This window comes from Exiguobacterium sp. B2(2022) (assembly GCF_028823655.1).
Classification (GTDB): domain Bacteria; phylum Bacillota; class Bacilli; order Exiguobacteriales; family Exiguobacteriaceae; genus Exiguobacterium; species Exiguobacterium aestuarii_A.
The window spans coordinates 1-18,870 of the sequence record NZ_JAPEHX010000059.1; the positions used below are offsets into that span (position 1 = coordinate 1).

Annotated in this window: 17 protein-coding genes and 1 other RNA gene; 13 read left to right on the plus strand and 5 right to left on the minus strand. The window is 50.3% G+C overall.

All coding sequences use genetic code 11. The features are described 5' to 3' along the window. Nucleotides 1-553: hypothetical protein (locus ON063_RS11765; RefSeq protein ID WP_274665266.1), on the plus strand; the 553-nt coding region annotated here is incomplete at its 5' end. Nucleotides 554-667: 114 nt separating this feature from the next. Here the strand turns inward: ON063_RS11765 and ON063_RS11770 are convergent. Together ON063_RS11770 and ON063_RS11775 are read right to left on the minus strand one after the other, a co-directional pair. After that, entirely contained in the window at nucleotides 668-889 is a 222-nt protein-coding gene (locus ON063_RS11770; RefSeq protein ID WP_274665267.1) for a hypothetical protein, read from the minus strand. After that, complete coding sequence (locus ON063_RS11775) at nucleotides 862-1,212, minus strand: iron-sulfur cluster biosynthesis family protein (RefSeq protein ID WP_214748512.1); 351 nt, start codon at nucleotides 1,210-1,212, stop codon at nucleotides 862-864. Before ON063_RS11775 ends, ON063_RS11770 begins: the two co-directional genes overlap by 28 nt. A gap of 120 nt (nucleotides 1,213-1,332) precedes the next feature. Between ON063_RS11775 and ON063_RS11780 the strand changes: the two genes are divergently transcribed. Continuing rightward, on the plus strand, nucleotides 1,333-3,045 hold the full coding sequence (locus ON063_RS11780) for an ABC transporter ATP-binding protein (protein ID WP_274665268.1): 1,713 nt from the start codon (nucleotides 1,333-1,335) through the stop codon (nucleotides 3,043-3,045). Between the two features lie 101 nt (nucleotides 3,046-3,146). Next, nucleotides 3,147-4,187, plus strand: coding sequence for an alcohol dehydrogenase family protein (locus ON063_RS11785; RefSeq protein ID WP_274665269.1), 1,041 nt, complete (start codon nucleotides 3,147-3,149; stop codon nucleotides 4,185-4,187). A gap of 26 nt (nucleotides 4,188-4,213) precedes the next feature. Here the strand turns inward: ON063_RS11785 and ON063_RS11790 are convergent, their stop codons facing one another. Further along, entirely contained in the window at nucleotides 4,214-4,867 is a 654-nt protein-coding gene (locus ON063_RS11790) for a YczE/YyaS/YitT family protein (protein WP_274665270.1), read from the minus strand. Nucleotides 4,868-5,204: 337 nt separating this feature from the next. On the opposite strand from ON063_RS11790, the gene ON063_RS11795 reads away from it, so the two are divergent. The 3 genes from ON063_RS11795 to ON063_RS11805 all read left to right on the plus strand — a co-directional run bounded on the left by ON063_RS11795 (nucleotide 5,205) and on the right by ON063_RS11805 (nucleotide 7,543). Then, nucleotides 5,205-6,419 carry a DASH family cryptochrome gene (locus ON063_RS11795; protein ID WP_274665271.1) on the plus strand — a complete coding sequence of 405 codons (1,215 nt, stop codon included), beginning with the start codon at nucleotides 5,205-5,207 and terminating at the stop codon, nucleotides 6,417-6,419. A gap of 74 nt (nucleotides 6,420-6,493) precedes the next feature. After that, nucleotides 6,494-6,680: non-coding RNA, 6S RNA (gene ssrS, locus ON063_RS11800), on the plus strand. A 95-nt stretch (nucleotides 6,681-6,775) separates the two neighbouring features. Then, entirely contained in the window at nucleotides 6,776-7,543 is a 768-nt protein-coding gene (locus ON063_RS11805) for a tRNA threonylcarbamoyladenosine dehydratase (protein ID WP_214819470.1), read from the plus strand. A 12-nt stretch (nucleotides 7,544-7,555) separates the two neighbouring features. Here ON063_RS11805 and ON063_RS11810 read toward each other — a convergent pair whose 3' ends face one another. Continuing rightward, nucleotides 7,556-8,932 (minus strand): replication-associated recombination protein A, encoded by a 1,377-nt coding sequence (locus ON063_RS11810; protein WP_274665272.1) that lies wholly within the window; start codon nucleotides 8,930-8,932, stop codon nucleotides 7,556-7,558. Nucleotides 8,933-8,992: 60 nt separating this feature from the next. On the opposite strand from ON063_RS11810, the gene cymR reads away from it, so the two are divergent. The 4 genes from cymR to ON063_RS11830 are packed head-to-tail and all read left to right on the plus strand — an operon-like array spanning nucleotide 8,993 to nucleotide 12,347. Further along, nucleotides 8,993-9,400: a cysteine metabolism transcriptional regulator CymR gene (gene cymR / locus ON063_RS11815; protein ID WP_214695418.1), complete on the plus strand. Its 408-nt coding sequence runs from the start codon at nucleotides 8,993-8,995 to the stop codon at nucleotides 9,398-9,400. Nucleotides 9,401-9,418: 18 nt separating this feature from the next. After that, complete coding sequence (locus ON063_RS11820; protein ID WP_274665273.1) at nucleotides 9,419-10,555, plus strand: cysteine desulfurase family protein; 1,137 nt, start codon at nucleotides 9,419-9,421, stop codon at nucleotides 10,553-10,555. Further along, the gene (gene mnmA, locus ON063_RS11825; protein ID WP_214695422.1) at nucleotides 10,556-11,677 is read left to right on the plus strand and encodes a tRNA 2-thiouridine(34) synthase MnmA; all 1,122 of its coding nucleotides are present in this window, start codon (nucleotides 10,556-10,558) and stop codon (nucleotides 11,675-11,677) included. A gap of 10 nt (nucleotides 11,678-11,687) precedes the next feature. Continuing rightward, a complete protein-coding gene (locus ON063_RS11830; protein ID WP_214760583.1) occupies nucleotides 11,688-12,347 on the plus strand; it encodes a tetratricopeptide repeat protein in 660 nt (219 codons plus the stop codon). A gap of 57 nt (nucleotides 12,348-12,404) precedes the next feature. Here the strand turns inward: ON063_RS11830 and ON063_RS11835 are convergent, their stop codons facing one another. Further along, a complete protein-coding gene (locus ON063_RS11835) occupies nucleotides 12,405-12,953 on the minus strand; it encodes a VOC family protein (RefSeq protein WP_214785247.1) in 549 nt (182 codons plus the stop codon). Between the two features lie 115 nt (nucleotides 12,954-13,068). On the opposite strand from ON063_RS11835, the gene ON063_RS11840 reads away from it, so the two are divergent. The 3 genes from ON063_RS11840 to alaS all read left to right on the plus strand — a co-directional run. Further along, nucleotides 13,069-13,755 carry a hypothetical protein gene (locus ON063_RS11840; protein ID WP_274665274.1) on the plus strand — a complete coding sequence of 229 codons (687 nt, stop codon included), beginning with the start codon at nucleotides 13,069-13,071 and terminating at the stop codon, nucleotides 13,753-13,755. Between the two features lie 70 nt (nucleotides 13,756-13,825). Continuing rightward, nucleotides 13,826-16,012, plus strand: a complete 2,187-nt coding sequence (recD2, locus tag ON063_RS11845) for an SF1B family DNA helicase RecD2 (RefSeq protein ID WP_274665275.1) — start codon at nucleotides 13,826-13,828, stop codon at nucleotides 16,010-16,012. Nucleotides 16,013-16,321: 309 nt separating this feature from the next. After that, the coding region (gene alaS / locus ON063_RS11850; protein ID WP_274665276.1) for an alanine--tRNA ligase at nucleotides 16,322-18,870 on the plus strand (2,549 nt) is incomplete at its 3' end.

Sequence of the window (18,870 nt, forward strand, 5' to 3'; positions counted from 1 at the left end):
AAAGACGACGGTCATGCAGTTCTCTCCGATGTCGGATTCGATTCAAACGATTGAGGCATTTACGCTCCAAGAAGAGGGAAAGCGTGACGGGGAATATATCTTTGATTATCGGTCGGGTGAGGAAGGATTAATCCTACATAAAAGTGTCTTCAACGAAGGTGACCTGACGAGTAGATTAGTCACGACCGATGGTTCATTTGATGAAGAAGGTGGGGCATTGATTGATTTCGAACGAGGAAGCAAGTTCGTCTCCCTTGGCAAAGAAGGAAGAGTCGAATTTATATCCGCAACTCCGTCCAACGTGAAATACGTGTATAACGGCTCGCAGAAAAACATTACGTTCGATGCGTTTCGCTATTTGCGTGACGATTATATTTTGTTCCGCGAAGGGATGAATCGATTGCTTATCGCGGATTTAAAAGAAGAGACCGTTTCGTATTTACCGAATGACGGTGGAACGGTATCCAAGCCGGTCTTTAAAGATGGAAAATTAGCGTATGCTGAATTAGATGGTGAGGGATTGGTTCGTTTCTACGTCATTGATGTGAAGTAAAACGATAAATGTCATCGGTAGTACGGTTTTATGAAGGGAGGGGGTTCGCAAATGCGAACCCTTTTCTTTTGAATATAAAAAAGGAAGATTCGTCCCTGAAAGACGATATCTCCCTTATTTTTTTTCCTCATCGCGTTGCATATACTTTGCTGTTCGCTGCAACGCAAAACCAAACGCAAACAGCGAGGCGATGACTGCGGACATCGTATAGACTGAATCGATGAACGCTAAATAAATCCCAAGCAGCCCGATCCCGAAACTCACGAAAAAGAGAATAAGGAGTTTCGGATGTTGTTTCAGCGTCTGTTTCATCGGCTCGGGACGTTCAACTGACAACCTGTGCCGTCCGTGACGAGAAGGTTCGAATTGAATACTTGTCCGTCACTTTTCAAGACGAGCGTACGACGGTCTTCAAGGAAGTCGATTTTCATCTGTTCGTCTAAAAATACTTTCGTCCAGTTTTTGATTAAGATCGGACCAAGGTTCGATTCGATTTCGACGTCTTCTGGGGTCTTCTCCGTGACGTATCGAATTTCGAAAATCCCGCTATTTCCACAGCCGCAACCTTCCGTCTCATAGAAAAGGTGCATTTGTCCCTCACGTTCGCCCTTCAATGACTCGATTCGTTCGAGCGCACGTTCTGTAATGTGTACATGCATGTGTATCACTCCTTACTTTCATTATACGCCGATCGAAAAAAGAATGAAAAAGGGATGCATCCTGTTTTCCACCTTTCGAAAAAAAGCGTACACTTAGAGTGTTGAGAAGGGGGAAAGAGAATGATTTCACGTTTTTTTAGTTATTATCGACCACATAAAAAGCTATTTATCCTCGATTTTTCATTCGCAATTCTCGTCGGCTTACTTGAACTCGGGTTTCCGCTCGCCGTTCAATGGTTCATCGACGACTTGTTGCCGGGTGGGGAATGGAACTGGATTATCATCGTCAGCATCGGTCTGTTGATTCTATACATATTGGCCATGATGATGCAGTATGTTGTCAACTACTGGGGGCATAAGCTCGGGATCAACATCGAGACAGACATGCGGGAAGAGTTGTTCACACATATCCATAAACAGTCGTTCCGATTCTTTGATAATCATAAGACCGGACATTTGATGAGCCGGGTGACGAACGACTTGTTCGACATCGGGGAAGTGGCGCACCACGGACCGGAAGACTTCTTTATCGCAATCATGACGTTACTCGGTGCGTTCGGGATCATGTTCTCGATCGACCCGGAACTCGCACTCGTCACCGTTGTCGCGGTACCGTTCCTGATCATCATGATCACGTATGCGAATAAGAATATGAACAAGGCGTGGCAAAAGATGTACACGAACATCGGGGAAGTGAACGCACGTGTCGAGGACAGTGTGTCTGGGGCACGTGTCGTCCAGTCGTTTACGAACGAGGCGTTCGAGATCGGACGTTTCCAAAAAGACAACAACTTCTATCGTGGCTCGAAGATTGAAGCATATCGCGTCATGAGTACATCGCTCGCGGGCATTTACATCACGACGCGTCTGATGACGTTGCTCGTCCTTGTCTACGGGGCGTACTTAACGTACGAGGGTCAGTTATCATACGGACAGCTCGTCGGGTTCATCTTGTACATGAACTTACTTATCAAGCCAATTGAAAAGATCACGGCACTTCTCGAAATGTATCCGAAAGGGATGGCCGGGTTCAAGCGATTCACGCAGTTGCTCGATGAGGAGCCAGACATCGAGAACCGTTCGAACGCCATCGAGGTCGAGACGTTGAAGGGTGATATCGTCTTTGACGACGTTTCGTTTGGCTACTCGGACTACCGCCAAGTGTTGACGGATATTGACTTGTCAATCAAGGCAGGGACGACCGTCGCATTAGTTGGGACGAGCGGAGCGGGGAAAACGACCATCTGTTCACTCATCCCTCGCTTTTATGATGTGACGAATGGTGCCATCTCGATCGACGGCATGGATATCCGCGACATGACGAAAGAGAGCTTACGTCGTCAAATCGGAATCGTACAACAGGACGTCTTCTTGTTTGCGGGTACGCTACGTGAGAATATCGCTTACGGGAAGCTCGATGCGACCGATGGGGACATCATGCACGCGGTCGAGAAAGCGCATCTCGGGACGCTCGTCGAGGAGCTCGAGCACGGTCTCGACACACAAATCGGGGAACGTGGACTGAAGCTCTCGGGTGGTCAGAAACAACGCATTGCCATTGCGCGCATGTTCTTGAAAAACCCACCGATTTTAATTTTGGACGAGGCGACCTCGGCGCTCGACACGGAAACGGAGGCCATCATTCAAGATTCACTCAATGAATTGGCGGCGAATCGAACGACGCTCATCATCGCCCACCGTTTAGCGACGGTAAAAAATGCCGATCGCATTCTTGTCGTGACGGCGGAAGGAATCGTAGAAGATGGAACGCATGAAGAGCTTAGCCAAAAAGGCGGTGTCTTCATGAACCTATTACAACGTCAGCAACTGTAAACGGAAGGTCACCTCTCTAAAAGGTGACCTTTCTGGCGTGATATGGGTGCTTCGTGGGTAAATACATATGGATGAGCGAAAGAGAAGGAGGAAGATACACCATGAAAGCTGTACAAGTCGTAGGATACGGAGATGTCGATCAACTCCAAGTGGTTGATATCCCAAAACCAATACCAAAAACTGGAGAAGTGCTGATCAAGGTACGCGCCTGTGCCATTAACAATACAGAAATATGGATGCGCGAAGGGGCGTACGGAACTGGTGAGAAGTCAGGTTGGCGTCCGGAAGGCGTTCAGTTCCCGCGTATTCCAGGATCGGATATCACAGGAGAAATTGTCGAGCTTGGGGACGGGGTCGACCAAGGGATGATGGGACGACACGTCGTCTTGTTCCCATTCACCTCGAGCGGTCCTGAACGAAAAGAACACTTGTCGGACGATATGTCCTTCATCGGGTCGGAATATGACGGAGGTTACGCAGAATATGTAGCCTGGCCGGCTGACCTTTGTTTTGATATGCCACTCGATGATTTCGTCGAAAGTGCCGTCTTTTCCGTGAGCGGACTCACGGCATGGCATATGAACGAGCAGTTACACATCCGTTCCGGTGAGACGATTGTCGTCACAGGCGCGAGCGGTGGCGTCGGTTCGCTCAACGTTCAAATTGCCGCGAACGTTTTTAGTGCAAAGGTGTTCGCCATCGTCGGTGATTTAAAGAATGAGAAAGAGTTAAAGGCGTTCGGGGCAACGGAAGTGTTTTCTTATCGTTCTGAGACGCTCGCCGAGGACATCATCGCCGCGAACGATGGTCCGGTCGATGCCGTGCTTGATGTTGTCGGGGATGCGTTATTTGATGTGTCTCTTCAAGTATTGAAGAAGGGTGGGAAGTTCTGTATATCCGGTTCTGCCGGTGGGCAGACGACCCATCTCGATTTCCGGACACTCTATTTGAAGCATATCGCCATGTACGGATCTGTGCTCGGGACACGTCATGAGTTCGCGGAAATGTTGCGGTCGATTGCAGAAGGGAAACTAAAACCGGTCATTGATCGGACGTTCCCACTCGAAGAGGCGCGTGAAGCACAAACCTATTTCAAACAATCCGGTAAGTTCGGAAAGATCGTCTTAATTCCGAACACATAAAAAGAGAGGGATCACCCCTCTCTTTTTCATGCAAATTTGACTTTCAGGCGATCGATGTAGGCGATGAACAGACGGAAGCGTTCCAACCAGAACTGGAAGAACGGTCCGATGAGGAAGATGGATAGGACGGTACCGAAGAAGAGCGGTCCCCCGAGTGCCCAACCGATGAGACAGGCGATCAGCTCCATCCAGGTCCGCATGGAACGGACAGACGTTTGAAAACGGTCTGCTAAGGCGAGTGTCAGTCCGTCGCGTGGACCGGCTCCATACCCGACGGCGACGTACAAGCCGGCTCCCATCCCCATGACGAATATCCCGAACGTGAGCCAAACGACGTTTACAAATAAGCCATCGAATGTCGGGAGCCATTGCTCGTTTAAAATCAGGTTCATAAATACCCCGACAAACACCGCATTGACGAGCGTACCGAATTGAGGGCGGATTCGGTCGAGTATGTATTTGAACAGGACGAGTAGAAGTCCCACGCATAAGATGACAGTTCCGATTGAAATCGGAAGGTGGTGGGCAATCCCGATATGCAGGACGTCCCAGGTGGAGACACCAAGATTTGCCGTAATCATGATGGATGACCCGAGTGCGAGTAAGAACAGCCCGGTCATGAAAAGCCCCCATTTGAAGAGAATACGTAAAAAGTGGATGGATTGGACTTGCACGAACATCGCCTCTTTTCCATAAAATGATTGATTTATCTTAGCACATTCGATTTGAAAACATGAAAAAAACGCCTCAGCTTGTTGGCTGAGACGTGAGTGTTATTTCTTCGGTGATTTTTTTGCTTTGTTCTTTTTATAGTAATCGTAGACGAACGGAGCGACCGCCGTCGCGATTTTGATCAATGTTCCCATTTTGCCTTTCTTAGCCATAATGCTGCACCCCTTTCTCTTCTAGAAGAATATATTCCACACAAATTGATTTTAAAAACATATCTCTAGCACATTCCATCCTCATAGATTACTTGTAAACCCATCATACTAAGGAGTGGAGGAGGGTCTATTCATGAAAACAATCATTTGGTACCAAAACGATTTACGTGTCGATGATCATTTGCCACTCGAGGAGGCACTGCGTCATGATGATCCGATTGAAGGTCATTATTTTATCAGTCCGAAACAACTTGTCGAAAATCGTTATGGTGTCATTCCGCTCGGGAGAGAACGACTCCATTTTTTGAAAGAATCGCTAGAGGATGTGGCCGGTTCATTGGATGCGCTCGGAATCCCATTTTTTGTCCATGTCGGTCATCCGCTTGAAACACTCGACACGACCGACCGTCTCTTGTTTCAACGGGCCATCGGGTACAATGAGCGCCGGCGTGAAGAAGAGGTGATGAAAAAGTGGAAAGGGGAGTACGAGGCGTTCGATGGATTCACGTTATTTGAAGAGGACGACATCCCGTTTGAGAAAATGCCGTTTCTCTTTACGGAGTTTCGAAAAGCGGTCGAAAATGATGTCCGTCCTCGTGAATTGATCTCTAGAAAGGCGACTGCTGCCACGCGCGAGGTGACGTTCCCGTTTTCGATGCAAGAAATCGAGCAAGACCCGAGGACAGCATTTCCGTTTAAAGGTGGCGAACTGGGAGCGAAGCGTCGATTGAATGACTATTTGTCCGTACCGATTCGAACATATAAAGAGACGAGGAATGGGTTTGGGGTCGATGACTCAACGAAGTTGTCTGCGTATTTGGCGAACGGATCGTTATCGCCACGACGGGTGTTCTTTGAACTTGAAGCGCATGAACGAACGCATGGGGTGAACGAATCGACCTATTGGCTCTACTTTGAACTCTTGTGGCGTGAATTTTTCCAATGGATTGCGCTCGAACAAGGGAAGAAATTGTTTCGGGCACAAGGCATCCGGTCGAAACGAAAAGACTGGCGCGTCGAGGCGGACGTCATTGAAAAGTGGCAACGGGGAGAGACGGGCGTCGATTTCGTCGATGCGTTCATGCGCGAATTGAATGCGACGGGTTGGATGTCCAATCGGGGACGGCAAATCGTGGCCAATTATTTTGCCAAAGAGTTAAAGCAAGACTGGCGCTATGGGGCTGCCTATTTTGAATCGAAACTGATCGATTACGATGTCGCGAGCAATTACGGCAATTGGGCGTACCAGGCCGGTGTCGGAAACGACTCACGCGACCGACGTTTCAACATCAATCGTCAGCAGTTTACGTATGACCCAGATTGTGCGTTTCGTAACAAATGGTTGTGACCAAACTGTCACGAGAAGTCGGTGTTTCTCATTGACTTCTTTTTACAGAAGCGCTATAGTTAAATCAACAGATGGGATACCTGAGGTGTACGAGAGCCGCCTTCGTTATTTTGAGCCAACACTTTGAATACGGGAGACCGAACTGCTAACCAGATCAACTGCCTCATCACGTGCAGGAGGACTTGTGAAGGAAACGCTAGGTCACCCACCTGCATACGCAGGTTCAAAAGCAGGGCATCGTCACGGCACTCCGGGCCCCATCGATTTTTTTGTAAATACGTCGCGAGACGTCTTTTTTTTGATTATAATTCCGAGTAAAATAGTATGAGAAAATAGAATTAGTTGGAGGAAGAAATATGTTACACCAGTTTTCACGAAATGAATTGGCCATCGGCTCTGAAGGCCTTGATGCTTTAAAGAATAAAACGGTCGCAATTTTAGGAATCGGTGGCGTCGGCTCGTTTGCGGCAGAGGCACTTGCGCGCAGTGGCGTCGGGCGCATCGTTCTCGTCGACAAGGATGACATCGACATCACGAACGTCAACCGTCAAATCCATGCATTATTGTCGACAGTCGGTCAACCGAAAGTCGAAGCGATGGGGAAACGTCTTCTCGACATCAACCCGGACTTAGACCTCGTCCAATTGAAAATGTTTTATACAGAAGAGACATACGAAGAGTTCTTCGCTCAAAATATCGATTATGTCATCGATGCTTCAGATACGATCATTTATAAGATCCATTTAATCGTAGAATGTAAGCGTCGCGGCATCCCGGTCATCTCGAGCATGGGGATGGCGAATAAGATGGATCCGACACGTATCAAAGTCGTCGACATTAAAGATACGTCATATGACCCGATTGCCAAGATGGTCCGTACCCGTCTACGTAAAGAAAAAATCTACAAGGGTGTTCCGGTCGTCTTCTCAGATGAGTCTCCGATCGTGACACGCGAAGACGTGAATGAAGTCGTCGGGAAGAAAGACGCTCCAATCCGCAAAGCGAAGATGCCACCGAGTTCGAACGCGTTCGTCCCATCGGTTGCAGGACTTGTGGCTGCCGGTTACGTCATTAACGATTTGCTCGAAAAAGCGGGCGTCGAAATCAACCGCATCCAAAAATAAAACGACGCTGGCTCATTTCGAGTCGCGTCGTTTTTCCCAATAATCGAGCCGTTTTTGAATTTGTTGCTCGAATCCACGTGGTGTCGGTTTATAGTAATTTGGTCGTTTTCTAGCCAAGTTTTCTGGCCAGTAGTTTTGAGGGACGGGTTTATAGTAATTTGGTCGTTTTCTAGCCAAGTTTTCTGGCCAGTAGTTTTGAGGGACGAACCCGTCTTTTTCATCGTGCGGATATTTGTAACCGACCCCGTTTCCAAGTTCACGAGCTCCTGGGCTGTGGGCGTCGCGCAAATGTACGGGCACAGGTCCACCCTCGACTGTACGGACGTGGTGAAGCGCCTTGTCGATGGCGGTGATGACCGCATTCGATTTTGGTGCGGTCGCCAAATAGATGACAGCTTCGGCAATCGGGATGCGGGCTTCCGGGAAACCGATGTATTCGCTCGCTCGAGCCGCCGCATCTACGATGAGTAGTGCGTTCGGGTCGCTCATTCCGATATCCTCGGCAGCATGGACGTAAAGACGACGCATGATGAAGCGCGGCGATTCGCCAGCCTCGATCATGACGGCTAACCAGTATAGCGCCGCATCAGGATCCGACCCACGAATCGATTTGATAAATGCCGAGATGACGTCGTAATGTCGGTCACCCGTCTTATCGTATTTGATTGACTTCTGTTGAATCGACTCTTCCGCGACCTCGAGCGTGATGTGAATTTGTCCATCTACTTCTGGTGTTGTCAAGACGGCGAGTTCGAGTGCGTTCAATAGGACACGGTAGTCACCATCTGCCATTTTGATATAATGGTCAGCGGCAGCTTCATCCATCTTCACCGGGTAATTTCCGAGCCCACGTGAGTCGTGTATTGCACGCTCGAGGACAATCCGTAATTCCTCGGCACCTGGTGGCTCAAGCCGAAACACGGTTGCCCGTGACAAGAGGGCTGCGTTCACTTCAAAGCTTGGGTTTTCGGTCGTCGCTCCGATGAGTACGAGTTTTCCGGACTCAAGGGCAGGGAGGAGCGCATCCTGCTGGAGCTTATTAAATCGATGAATCTCATCTAAAAAGAGAATCGTGCGCTCGTCCTCATAGTCAAACCGGGACTCCGCTTCACGAATGACGTTCCGCAATTCATCGAGTTTGGCTGTGACGGCGTTCAATTGGACAAATGTCGCTTTCGTATAATTTGAAATGACACGGGCGAGTGTCGTCTTCCCGGTGCCAGGCGGACCGTATAGGATAATCGTGCCGAGTCGGTCGGCTTCGATGGCACGGCGAAGTAGCTTGCCCTCACCGATGATATGGCGCTGTCCGATGACGTCATCTAACGTTTCGGGGCGCATGCGGTTGGCGAGCGGTCCGCCATTCGATTGATGAAACAAATCAGGCATACGTAACCATTCCTTTCGACAAACGTTTGTTCGATTAGTATAACAGAAGGAGACTTGAAGATGAAAATATCTACAAAGGGCCGTTATGGCTTAACCATCATGATTGCGTTGGCACGAGAGACAGACAACAAGCCGCTTAGCTTAAAGAAGATTGCGGCACGCCATGAGTTGCCGGAGCATTATTTGGAGCAATTGATCGGTCCACTCCGCAATGGTGGACTCGTCAAGAGTGTACGTGGCGCGTACGGTGGCTATCAGCTCGTCAAACCAGCAGAAGAAGTGACGGCGGGTGAAATCATTCGCTTGCTCGAGGGACCGTTAGCCGTTGTAGAGGAATCTGAAGCAGATGATGCAGTGAAACGGAAGCTTTGGGATAAAATCAAAGAAGCCATCGATACCGTCCTTGACGAAACGACACTCGCCGATCTTGCCGAGGAAGAGTCAGACGGCTATATGTTTTATATTTAAGAACGAGGTGACCCTTACATGAACTATTTTGATCACGCTGCGACGACGCCGATGCGACCGGAAGTCCTCGAGGCGATGACCCCTTACTTTTTAGAGACGTACGGAAACGCGTCGAGCATTCACGGAATTGGGCGTAACGCGCGGGCGGCGCTCGATTCGTCACGTCGCGTCCTCGCGAAATGGATCGGTGCTTCACCAAACGAGATTGTCTTTACGTCGGGTGGGACGGAGTCGGATAACTATGCCTTGTTCGGTGCGGCATATGCCCATCAGGAAAAAGGCAAACATATCATTACGACAAAAGTCGAGCACCATGCAATTCTTCATGCGATGGAACAGCTCGAGCGTGAGGGCTTCGACGTCACGTATCTCGATGTCGATGCGTCGGGAGCCGTCACTGTCGACGCCGTGCGTTCAGCTTTACGGGATGACACGATTCTCGTATCGGTCATGTACGGCAATAACGAAGTCGGGACGCGCCAACCGATTCAAGAAATCGGTGAGTTGTTACGAGACCATCACGCCATTTTCCATACCGATGCGGTACAAGCGCTCGGGACAGAAATGATTGATGTAAAGGCGATTCATGTCGATTTATTGTCGGCGTCCGCACATAAAGTGAATGGACCAAAAGGTATCGGTTTTCTTTTCATGAAAACAGGTGTAAAATTAGCGTCACGTTCTTTTGGTGGACAACAAGAACGTAAACGTCGAGCCGGCACGGAAAATGTTCCGGGTGCCGTCGGATTCCAAAAAGCAGCTGAACTCGTCATGGCAGAGCGTGAGGACCGAGTGACTCTCTATGAGTCGCTCGATCTGGCACTACGTCAGCGCCTTGACGAACTAGGCGTATCTTATGAGGTGAACGGATCAAATCGTTTACCTCACATCGTGAACTTATACCTTCCTGGAATTGACCTTGAACCCTTCCTCATCATGATGGATATGCGGGGCATGGCGATTTCAAGCGGAAGTGCCTGCACGGCAGGGTCGGTCGAACCGTCCCATGTATTGTCGGCGATGTACGGGGATTCAGAGCGGACACGTCAGTCTGTTCGAATCAGTTTTGGCCACGGCAACTCGGTCGAGGACGCGAAACGGCTCGCGGAGCGACTACAAGAAGTCGTCTCGACATTTATGAACGGAGTGAGATAGATGAATTTACGCACGAAAGCCCCTGAAGAGACGACGGTCGTCGTCGGGATGTCAGGTGGCGTCGATTCATCGGTGACGGCCCATGTATTGAAAGAACAAGGGTATAACGTCATCGGAATCTTTATGAAAAACTGGGATGACACGGACGAAAATGGTGTATGTACGGCGACAGAGGACTATGAAGACGTCATCGCAGTCGCGAACCAAATCGGGATCCCATATTATGCGGTCAACTTTGAAAAAGAATATTGGGACCGTGTCTTTGAGTATTTCTTGGCAGAATATCGTCTCGGTCGTACACCGAACCCGGACGTCATGTGTAACAAAGAAATCAAATTCAAGGCATTCCTTGACCATGCGCTTCGACTCGGTGCGGACTTTGTCGCAACCGGCCATTATGCACAAGTGGAATACGTCGACGGCGAACACCGCTTGTTGCGCGGGAAAGACGACAACAAAGACCAAACGTATTTCTTGAACCAATTGTCTCAAGATCAACTCGCGCGGACGATGTTCCCAATCGGTCATATGGACAAGAAAGATGTACGTGTCATTGCTGAAGAAGCAGGGCTCGCGACAGCGAAAAAAAAAGATTCGACCGGAATCTGCTTTATCGGAGAGCGGAACTTCAAGGAGTTCTTGTCGGAATACCTTCCGTCACAGCCAGGTGAAATGCGGACGCTCGACGGTGTCGTCAAAGGACGTCATGACGGGTTGATGTATTATACGCTCGGACAGCGTCACGGTCTCGGAATCGGTGGCGATGGGGACCCTTGGTTCGTCGTCGGGAAAGATGTCGAGAACAACGTCTTGTTCGTCGGACAAGGCTTCCATCACGACGCGCTTTATTCAGATGCGCTCCTCGCTTCGAAACTGTCTTGGACAGGGGCTGCTCCTACAGGAGAGTTCCGGGCGACGGCGAAGTTCCGCTATCGTCAACAAGACGTGCCGGTCACGGTCGCTCCACTTGAGGGCGGCGAAGTACTCGTCAAGTTCGACGAGCCACAACGTGCCATCACTCCTGGACAAGCAGTCGTCTTCTATGACGGCGACATCTGTCTCGGTGGGGCAACGATTGACGAAGCGTACCGAAACGGAAAACGACTCGACTATATCGGATGAGGTGATTGATATGAACGCAAACGAACAAGGCATCCAAGCGATGCAACAAGGTGAATTCGAACAGGCAGCCAAACATTTCAATGAGGCGATTGAAGCGAACCCGACGGACCCGACTGGTTTCGTCAACATGGGGACGTTGCTTCAGGCGATCAACGATTACGATCGTGCCGTCATCTTTTATGACAAAGCGATTGAACTCGATGGCTCGTTCGGTGCCGCGCATTATGCGAAAGGTGCCCTTGCCTATGAACTCGAGCAATTGGAGACGGCAGAAGCGTCGCTTCGCCAAGCGCTCCTCTCGGGGATGGATGATGCCGATCTTCATTTCATGCTCGGCTTGACGTACAAAGCGATGGGTGACTTCGTTCGTGCGATGCCGCGCCTGCGTGAAGCGAAGAAACAATCGCCGGAAGACGTGGAAATCACGTTCCAATACGGACTTGCACTCGCACAAAGTGAACAGCTTGAAGAAGCGGTCGTCGCGCTAGAAGAGACGCTCGACCTCGATGCGAGCCATACGGATGCCCGTTACAACTTGGCAATCGCGTATGCGTTCTTGGGTGACCAGGAACGGACGTATGCCGAACTTCAACGCGTCTTGGAGATGCAACCGGATCACGAACTCGCACGTGATGCCATCGCGAAGATGGACGCACTGCTCGGGAACTGATCTATTGGATAGGAAAGTGCCATCGCAATGGAGCGATGGCACTTTTTTTGGTGGCAATTAAAGTTGTTTTGTCGTGATTTTGACGGGTTCCCCGGCGAAGTCGCCGTAGGCCTCGTCCATATTTTTCGTATACAGTTCGATGATGTTGTGGCTCGGGTCTTTAAAGTACGCCGAGCGTTCTTTCCCATTCTTTGTCTCATCCTCGTCCCATGTCCGTAGTTTTACAGGCACATCGGTCTCATCTAGGATCTCGAGTGCCTTTTCAAACGACTCCATCGGAACGAAGAACGCACAGTGGACGTGGACCCCACCTTCATCATAGAGCGTGTCCCACTCGGTCACGTCCTGTTTTCGGTTCGCATCCTCTTCTTCCGTAAAGTTACGTTTCAACCAAAGTCCTAGCCGCGTATTCCCTCCGATGTAGAGCCACGTTGCCCATGGCTCATTCGCTTGTTCTTGCGATTCACTTGGCTCGGCATCGTCTCCGACCCATTGTTCGACGACCGGGAGACCTAATTTTTCATGCCAAAAGGATACGGCTTCTTCCATATCTGTCACTTCTAATACAAGTTCACATAATCCGCTGACTGGAATTCGTTTACCCATGTATGACTCCTCCTTCAATGTGTCATTCGAACAGTTCCCGCTTTCTTCAAATCAAAAACGCGACTAGCTGTCTTGAAGTGAGGGAATGACACTTTATAGAAGGAGGTCGAATCGTTTGCGAAAATATAGCATGGTCAGTGTCATTTTATTTTTCATTGTCGAGTATGTGTGGTTCACGCAATTATTTGAAACAGTGAATCAGCGACTTGCGGATGGGAAGTGGACGAACACGATTTTATATCAAGTGGTCGTCGAACCGCAGGGACTTTTAACGCTATTGCTCATTCTATTCGTGGCGCTCCTCATTGTCGGATGGATTGTTCATTATGTGTATGCGGAACAGAAGTCTTGGCAACTCACGTCTGAGCATGTCGGGGTCGGCTGGGTCGTTCCATTGATTCTTGCGATGTTAGGTTTGTTGATTCCGAACGTATACGTTCAGGTCGGGATGTTGCTCCTACAATTAACGTTCATCCCGCTCATCCCATTCATCGGACAGACAGTCCCGTTTTGGAAAGTCGTGACAAATTGGTTGATTCAACTAGCGGTCATCGGTCTCGTCCTGTTTGGCACGCGGGGGATGTTGGAGGATTCGATTCGGATTGAGAAGACCGAGCTCTTTACAAAACTCGAAGCATATCAGGCGTCGGGGGACTTGGACCGAATCCAGCGTCTGCTTGAAGAAGTAGACCTTGATCAGGTGGAGCGCATCTTGGACCGGGTCGACCTCGAACAACTCATTCGCATTTTGGAAGTCGTCGACCTCGACCGAATCGAGCAAATCTTGAGTCTGTTCGACTAGGTCATTTGTTCAATCGATTCATCTCGGGCTATAATGAATGATGGAAAAATAGCTGGAGGTGTCGGATATGATGGCAGCACCTTACGAGTTGACTGGAAAAGTCATTCGAGTCCTGTTTCAATCAGAAGAAGAAGCGCATACCATTGCGCTCGTACGAATAAAAGAAAAAAACTTTGAGACGGACGAGACCGAAATGGTCATCGCTGGCGTCGGGGTCGGTATCGAAAAAGGGGAAACGTATAAGGCGCACGGTCGTCTCGTCGAACATCCCCGATTCGGAAAACAGATGAAGGCCGATTGGATTCGTCGCGTCGTTCCGATGACGAAACGGGCCGCCGTCCGCTTTTTGACGAACGGTTCCTTTCCCGGAATCGGACAAAAGACCGCTCAGAAGATCGCAGATACGCTCGGGGATGATTGCATCGACCAAATCGTGAAACATCCGAGTATCCTGTCAGAGGTCGAGGGGTTAAAAGAAAAGCAAGCGCGTGTGATCACGGAACGTCTGAACGTCTTATACGGGGTCGACCAATTGCTCTTGTTTCTCGCTCCGTTTGACGTGACACCGCGTCTCGCCTCAAAGATTCATAAAGAATATGAAGGACGGGCGATGGAGACGATCGAGAAGAATCCGTATGCACTCATGTACGATGTACAAGGCATCGGATTTAAGACGGCGGATGCTATCGCCGCACATTTCGGGATTCAAGGCATTCATCCTGAACGTATCGCCGCAGCGGTGCTTTACGTGTTAGAGCTCGAACAAGGGAACGGTCACCTCTACGTGACGGCGGAGCAACTCGAATCGGAGATGCCTCGAATCATCGGGGCAGACCCAGGTGACGCACTCGTCACGGCATTAGAGTCGCTTGCAAAAGACGAGCGGGTCGTCATCGATGACGGGGTCGTTATCGAACGAAAGGCGGCAGAGGAATTGGCGCGTATCATGGCGACATCGACGACGGAAGACGTGGACATGACGACAATCTTTGACGCGGTCGGACGTGTCGAGGAGATGTTTTCGATTGAATACGCGACCCAACAGCGAGAAGCGATCGAACTTGCACTTAAATCGCCGCTCATGGTGCTCACCGGTGGTCCGGGTACGGGGAAGACGACGGTCGTCCGTGGGATTATTCACGCACTCAGTGACGTCTTCGACTGGAAGTTAGAGCCCGTCCCGAACCAACCGTTCCCATTCGTCTTGGCTGCACCGACGGGTCGGGCCGCGAAGCGACTCAGTGAATCGACGGGTCTTCCGGCATCGACGATTCATCGTCTCTTGAAGTTTGACGGAAGTTCGTTCCAAGTCGATGAGACGAACCCACTTGCGGGGAAAGTGCTCATCGTCGACGAAGCGTCGATGATTGATATTTTCTTATTCAGAAGCTTACTCAAAGCGGTACCGAACGGGATGAAAATCTTGTTCGTCGGGGACCGCGATCAGCTCCCATCTGTCGGGCCGGGACAAGTGCTCGCCGATCTAATGGCGACGGATGGGATTCCGGTTGTCCGCCTCGACGTCGTCCACCGTCAGGCGTCGGAGTCGAGTATTTTACGGCTCGCCCATTCCTTGAACGCCAAAAAGATGCCAGAAGACTTATTGGCGGCGCTCCCGGACCGTCGCTTCTACACGGCGAACCAAGAGACGGCGCTCCAAGCGATTTGTCAGATGGCGGGAGCGGCCCTCAGGAAAGGATATTCACCATTTGATATCCAAGTGCTCGCACCGACGTATCGAGGCGTGTGCGGAATCGATGGGCTTAACGAAGCGCTTCAACACGTATTCAATCCAAAATCGAGTGCCCGTGAAGTGAAACATGGGACGCGCATTTACCGAAATGGCGATAAAGTGCTACAACTCGTCAACAACGCCGAGGAGAACGTCTATAACGGGGACATCGGTGAGATCACGAACATCTTCTACGCGAAAGAGAACGTTGATAAAGTCGATAAAATTTATATCCGATTCGATCAGACGGAAGTCGAATATAACCGTAGTGAATGGGATCAGTTCACCCACGCCTACGCCATCACGATTCATAAGTCACAAGGGTCCGAGTTCCCAATCGTACTCATGCCGGTCTTCTTTAACGGCGGCTTCCGCTCATCGCGAAACTTGATTTATACGGCCGTGACACGGGCGAAGAAAAGTTTGCTGTTGTTCGGGGACGTACGGGCGCTCGAGGCGGCAACGCGAGAAGAAGAACCCGTACGGCGGACAAAATTGGTCGAACGCTTAGGCGGGAAGTCTTGACGTCTTCATAAGCGCGTGTGATAATGACGAATAGATAACTGAAACGATACAGACGATGAAGGAAATGAGTACGTCGTCACCGCCTCTACAGAGACATCTTCCTTGGCTGCGAGAAGATGGAGGTCGGCCGACCGAAGCTATTCTGGAGTCCCCACTCAACCTGGGCGCCTCATCCACGTTAACGGATGTTCGAGGCACGGTGTTTACCGTGCGAACGAGGGTGGTACCACGAAGCGATGCTTTCGTCCCTTTCCACAGGGGCAGGCATCGCTTTTTTTCGTTTCGTTCAGAAATAAGGAGGAATTGTTCATGAAACCGCTCAAATCATTGACTGGCGCACAGATTCGCCAAATGTACTTAGATTTCTTCAAATCAAAAGGTCACAGCGTTGAGCCGAGTGCGTCGCTCGTACCGGTCGAAGACCCGACTTTGTTATGGATCAACTCTGGTGTCGCGACATTGAAGAAATACTTTGATGGACGTGTCATCCCAGCGAACCCACGAATCGTCAACGCACAAAAATCGATTCGTACGAACGATATCGAGAACGTCGGGAAGACAGCACGTCACCATACGTTCTTCGAAATGCTCGGAAACTTCTCAGTCGGAGAATACTTCCGTGAAGAAGCGATCACATGGGGCTGGGAACTCTTGACGAGTGACGAGTGGTACGGTCTCGACCCAGATCGCCTCTCTGTCACGATTCACCCGGACGATGAAGAATCAAAACAAATCTGGTTGAACCTCGGCATGCCGGCTGACCGCATCATCCCACTTGAAGATAACTTCTGGGAAATCGGCGAAGGCCCATCTGGTCCGAACACCGAAATCTTCTTCGACCGTGGACCAGCGTTCGGAGACGACCCGACAGACCCTGAACTCTATCCGGGTGGGGAGAACGAGCGTTACCTTGAAATCTGGAACATCGTGTTCAGCCAATATAACCATGACGGGCACGGGAACTATACAGAGCTTCCACGTAAAAACATTGATACAGGGATGGGACTCGAACGGATGGCGAGCGTCCTTCAAGACGTACCGACAAACTTCGATACCGACCTCTTCATGCCGATCATTCGTGAAACAGAAAAAATCAGTGGCGACGTATATCGTCAAGATAGCAGCAAAGACGTTGCTTTCAAAGTCATCGCTGACCACATCCGTACCGTATCGTTCGCGATTGGAGACGGTGCACTCCCGTCGAACGAAGGACGTGGATATGTCCTCCGTCGTCTTCTCCGCCGTGCGGTCCGCTATGCGAAGATGCTCGGCATCGAGCGTCCGTTCATGTATGAGCTCGTCGACGTTGTCGGTGACATCATGGTCGACTTCTATCCACAAGTGAACGAGAAGAAAGACTTCATCAAGAAAGTCATCAAAAACGAGGAAGAGCGTTTCCATGAAACGTTGAACGATGGACTTGCAATTTTGAACGAAGTCGCGAAAGCACAAAAAGCAGCAGGGTCAAACGTGATCAGCGGTCAAGACGCGTTCCGTCTTTACGACACGTACGGTTTCCCGCTCGAATTGACAATAGAATACGCTGAAGACCATCAGATGACGGTCGATGAGGACGGCTTCAAAGAAGCGATGAATGAGCAACGTGAACGTGCACGTCAAGCGCGTGCTGATGTCGAATCGATGCAAATCCAGTCTGGCGTACTCGCGGACATCACGATGCCATCGACATTCCTCGGATACAACAATCTTGAGACGAACGCGAAAATCGTCAGCTTGATTCACGACGGGGAACTCGTTGACGTCGTCGCTGCAGGGGAAGAGGCACAAGTGATCCTCGATCAAACGCCATTCTACGCTGAGAGCGGCGGTCAAATCGGTGACAAAGGTCAAATCGTCGGCGAAGACTTCCTTCTTCGCGTGAAAGATGTATCGAAAGCACCGAACGGTCAAAACTTGCACACGGTCACAGTCGAGTCAGGCGTCGCGAAAGCGGAAGTAGCAGTGACAGCGGCGGTTGACCAAGACTCACGTCAAGCGATCGTGAAGAACCATACGGCGACGCACCTCCTTCACCGTGCTTTAAAAGACACGCTCGGCGAGCATGTCAACCAGGCTGGGTCACTCGTGACACCAGATCGTCTTCGTTTCGACTTCTCTCACTTCGGTCAAGTGACGGCTGAAGAGCTTCAATCGATTGAGCGTCAAGTGAACGAGAAGATTTGGGCATCGATCGGTGTCGACATCGAAGAAATGAATATCGCAGATGCGAAAGCAAAAGGTGCGATGGCACTCTTCGGTGAGAAGTACGGCGATGTCGTTCGTGTCGTATCGGCTGGGGACTACTCAGTTGAGCTTTGCGGTGGCTGTCACGTATCTAACACGGCTGAAATCGGACTCTTTAAAATCTTGTCTGAATCAGGAATTGGCGCAGGAACACGTCGAATCGAAGCGGTCACAGGGGCTGGCGCATACGAAGTGATGAACCAGCAAATCGAGACGCTCGAAGCGGCAGCGAAACTGTTGAAGACGAAACCACTCGAGGTCCCAGCACGTGTTCAAGCACTCCAGGCTGAAATCAAAGACGTTGAGCGTGCTTCAGAGTCGCTCAAAGCGAAACTTGCGAACATCGAAGCTTCTTCATTGACTGATGCAATCGAAACAATCGGTGACGTTCAGTTGATTGCGAAGCGTGTCGATGGACAAGACATGGATGCCCTCCGTAGCATGGTCGACGACTTGAAAGGGAAGCTCGGTTCTGCCGTGATTATCCTCGGGTCGGCTAACGGTGAGAAGGTCAACCTCGTCGCAGGTGTGACGAAAGACTTGAACGACCGTGGCTTCCATGCCGGAAAACTCATTAAAGAAGTCGCAACACGCTGTGGCGGCGGTGGTGGCGG

Bases quoted from the DNA above. Each gene is read 5' to 3' on its own strand.
- ON063_RS11830 (WP_214760583.1), top strand. From the start codon at position 11,688: ATGAACGCAAACGAACAAGGCATCCAAGCGATGCAACAAGGTGAATTC.
- ON063_RS11790 (WP_274665270.1), bottom strand. From the start codon at position 4,867: ATGTTCGTGCAAGTCCAATCCATCCACTTTTTACGTATTCTCTTCAAA.
- recD2 (WP_274665275.1), top strand. From the start codon at position 13,826: ATGGCAGCACCTTACGAGTTGACTGGAAAAGTCATTCGAGTCCTGTTT.
- ON063_RS11775 (WP_214748512.1), bottom strand. From the start codon at position 1,212: ATGCATGTACACATTACAGAACGTGCGCTCGAACGAATCGAGTCATTG.
- ON063_RS11780 (WP_274665268.1), top strand. From the start codon at position 1,333: ATGATTTCACGTTTTTTTAGTTATTATCGACCACATAAAAAGCTATTT.
- ON063_RS11820 (WP_274665273.1), top strand. From the start codon at position 9,419: ATGAACTATTTTGATCACGCTGCGACGACGCCGATGCGACCGGAAGTC.
- cymR (WP_214695418.1), top strand. From the start codon at position 8,993: ATGAAAATATCTACAAAGGGCCGTTATGGCTTAACCATCATGATTGCG.
- mnmA (WP_214695422.1), top strand. From the start codon at position 10,556: ATGAATTTACGCACGAAAGCCCCTGAAGAGACGACGGTCGTCGTCGGG.
- ON063_RS11795 (WP_274665271.1), top strand. From the start codon at position 5,205: ATGAAAACAATCATTTGGTACCAAAACGATTTACGTGTCGATGATCAT.
- ON063_RS11835 (WP_214785247.1), bottom strand. From the start codon at position 12,953: ATGGGTAAACGAATTCCAGTCAGCGGATTATGTGAACTTGTATTAGAA.
- ON063_RS11805 (WP_214819470.1), top strand. From the start codon at position 6,776: ATGTTACACCAGTTTTCACGAAATGAATTGGCCATCGGCTCTGAAGGC.
- ON063_RS11810 (WP_274665272.1), bottom strand. From the start codon at position 8,932: ATGCCTGATTTGTTTCATCAATCGAATGGCGGACCGCTCGCCAACCGC.
- ON063_RS11785 (WP_274665269.1), top strand. From the start codon at position 3,147: ATGAAAGCTGTACAAGTCGTAGGATACGGAGATGTCGATCAACTCCAA.